General features: G+C 51.7%; 1 protein-coding gene. It reads right to left on the bottom strand.

Annotated features, from left to right (window positions below; all coding sequences use genetic code 11):
- Positions 1-2,770, bottom strand: a 2,770-nt coding sequence (locus ACO6V1_RS23085; RefSeq protein ID WP_422468830.1) for a DUF1601 domain-containing protein, incomplete at its 3' end; no start/stop codon positions are given.
- Between the last annotated feature and the right edge of the window lie 501 nt (positions 2,771-3,271).

The raw sequence follows: 3,271 nt of genomic DNA on the forward strand, positions 1-3,271 counted from the left end.
AAGACAATCTGGCACAGCAAACCATCACTCCCCAGAGAGACATCAATATGTCTTGCTGTGAGAGCTGAGAGTTTTCACTGATTTGGTAAACAAGCGATTCGAACATAGAGGTCACCAGGTTCAGCTCAACGAACTCACCCAGTTTCGCCGTGGCCCACAGAAGGTTGGCAATACCCTGTGCACTAAACTGGCCTTTCTGTGTGTTCACGAGGAGCAGTAGCGCGGCCACGGCCTCTTCGAGTTCTGGAGTCCACTCATGCCCGTTGCCCACCAGTTTCGCCATGGCCCACAGCAGGTTGGCGATATGCTGGGCATTAAACAGGTCTTTCTGTACGTTCACGTGTTGCAGCAGCGCAGACACGGCCTTGTTAAACTCTGGTGTCCGCTCTTGCCCGCTATCCACCAGTTTCGCCATGGCCCACAGCAGGTTGGCGATACCCTGGGCATCAAATTGGTCCTTCTGTGCGTTCACGTGGGGCAACAGCGCGGCCACGGCCTTGTTGAGCCCTGGTGTCTGCTCTTGTCCGTTGTCCACCAGTTTCGCCATGGCCCACAGCAGGTTGGCGATTTCCTTTGGTTTAAAGTTAGCTTTCTCTGGGTTCTTCACTTGTGGCAACAGCACGGCCACGGCCTTTTTGAGCTGCGGTGTCCGTTCCTGCCCGTTGTCCACCAGTTTCGCCGTGGCCCATAGCAGGATGGCGATTTCCTGTGGTTTAAAGTTAGCTTTCTGTGCGTTCACGAAGGGCAACAGCGTGGCCACGGCCTCTTTGAGCTGTGGTGTTCGCTCCAGCCTCTTATCAACCAGTTTCGCCATGGCCCAGAGCAGGTTGGCGATTTCCTGTGGTTTAAAGTTAGCTTTATGTGCGTTCACATCGGCCAATAACCTGGCCACGGCCTCATTGAGTTCTGGCGTCTGTTCCTGCCCGTTGTCCACCAGTTTCGCCATGGCCCAGAGCAGGTTGGCAATATGCTGAGGAATAAATTGGTCTTTCTGTACGTTCACGTGGGATAAAAGCGCGGCCACAGTCTCTTTGAGCCCTGGTGTTTGCTCCTGCCCGTTGTCTACCAGTTTCGCCATAGCCCATAGCAGGTTGGCGATACCCTGTGGTGTAAAGTTTGCTTTCTGTGCGCTCACGTGGGGCAACAGCGCAGCCACCGCCTCGTTGAACTCCGGTGTTCGCTTTTGCCTGTTGTCCACCAGTTTCGCCATGGCCCACAGCAGGTTGGTGATACCCTGTGGTGTAAAGTTTGCTTTCTGTGCGCTCACGTGGGGCAACAGTGCGGCCTCGGCACCGTTGAGCTCCGGTGTTTGCTCCTGCCCGTTGTCCACCAGTTTCGCCATGGCCCACAGCAGGTTGGTGATTTCCTGTGGGGTAAAGTTAGCTTTCTGTGCGTTCACGTGGGGCAGCAGCGCGGCCACGGCCTCGTTGAGTTCTGGTGTCTGTTCCTGCCCGTTCTCCAGCAGTTTTGCCATGGCCCACAGCAGATTGGCGATATGCTGAGGAGTAAATTGGTTTTTTCTTGCGTTCACGTGGGGCAATAGTGCGGCCACAGCCTCTTTGAGCCCTGGTGTCAACTCATGCCTGTTATCCACCAGCTTCGCCAGGGCCCAAAGCAGGTTGGTAATGCCCTGGGCATTAAATTGGTCTTTCTGTGCTTTCACGTGGGGCAACAGTGCGGCCACGGCCTCTTTGAGCCCTGGCGTCCACTCCTGTCCGTTATCCACCAGTTTCGCCATGGCCCACAGCAGGTTGGCAATGCCCTGGGCTTTAAATTGGTCTTTCTGTGCGTTTACGAGGGGCAACAGCGCGGCCATGGTCTCTTTGAGTTCTGGTGTTTGCTCCTGCCCGTTGTCCACCAGTTTCGCCATGGCCCACAGCAAGTTGGCAATTTCCTGTGGTTTAAAGTTAGCTTTTTGTGCGTTCACGTCTGGCAATAGCCTGGCCACGGCCTCATTGAGCCCTGGTGTCCGCTTCTGCCTGTTGTCCACCAGTTTTGCCATGGCCCAGAGCAGGTTGGCGATACCCTGAGCATTGAATAGGTCTTTCTGTGTGTTCACATGGGACAAAAGTACAGCCATAGCCTCGCTGAACTCTTGTGTTCGCTTCTGCCCGCTGTCCACCAGTTTCGCCATAGCCCACAGCAGGTTGGCGATTCCCCGGGCATCAATATACCTGGCTTGAGGTTTTTGGTTGCAGTTAAATATTATTGCATCCAGTAGCGTTGACAATAAGTTAGCTTGAGTAAGCTTTACATGCTCATCCATGGGGTTATGAGGGGTAAAAACACCTGCTGAAGTAAACGAGTGCAGTGTTGTCGTCAGGCTTCGCCAATTCCAGCTCCGCGTTGCTGTGAAATTTGGCAGCAAACGCATCAGCTGGCTTTGTTCCGCTCGATTTAACGGTCTTTTAGCAGCTGACGTGTATTTTTTAATTGAACTGGCATATCGACCGTGATGCCTCCCATCATAGCAATGACCGAAACGATAAGATTTACTTACCAGATCATCCATTATTTCCTGCTTGATGAGCGTATTAAAATCTTTAGCAAGGTTTACTGAACGGCGCTGTAGATGTTGAGAAGGGCATGCGTCAGAAGAACGGTAAAATTTATTACGCCCCGGGGTAGTGCGTGGGGTATTATCCCACTGTCTGACTGTGCCATGTCTATATTGCACACGCCTTGAAGAAGCGGCATGGTCATTCGGTTGGTTGTAATCATTATCTGATCTTGCATATTGACCACTGGCACCAGCAGAACTTCTATCCATAATTACATTTCATTAATTCATGAAAATATAAAAAGCAGACTGCTGTTTTGTTCAAAAGTTCATTTTGCTGAAATGTCTATAAATAGCTAACCATATGAAATCACATATTTCTGACTCCTTGTTCAGGCACTCCCGGCAACTGCTCCTGCGTTTCTCTAGCTCCTGCATCCATGCAGTCGTGCTTCGTTACAACTCCGGTCACATAGCTACGGCTATGCTCCCTCCGTTGTGCCTCGCATAGCACCTGCCCAAGTAGCCAGAAATATGTGATTCCATATGGCCAGCTACTTAGACGTAAACGGTTGAGGAAACACATCTACTCCTGATGCCATCAATCCGTTATTTGCAAATCATCCGGGGCGAGATGTATGGGCAACAGGTGTTCAACACTGGCATTCCTTCCCGGTATGGGAAAAAGGTTCTTGCGTCATGATACTAGGAGGCTGAACGAGAATAGACTGCCCTACTGCGGTGGCAGCAAATTGGTCTAAAAAGTCGGAA

The organism is Endozoicomonas sp. ALC013 (assembly GCF_049310205.1).
In the GTDB taxonomy this organism is placed as follows: Bacteria; Pseudomonadota; Gammaproteobacteria; order Pseudomonadales; family Endozoicomonadaceae; genus Endozoicomonas.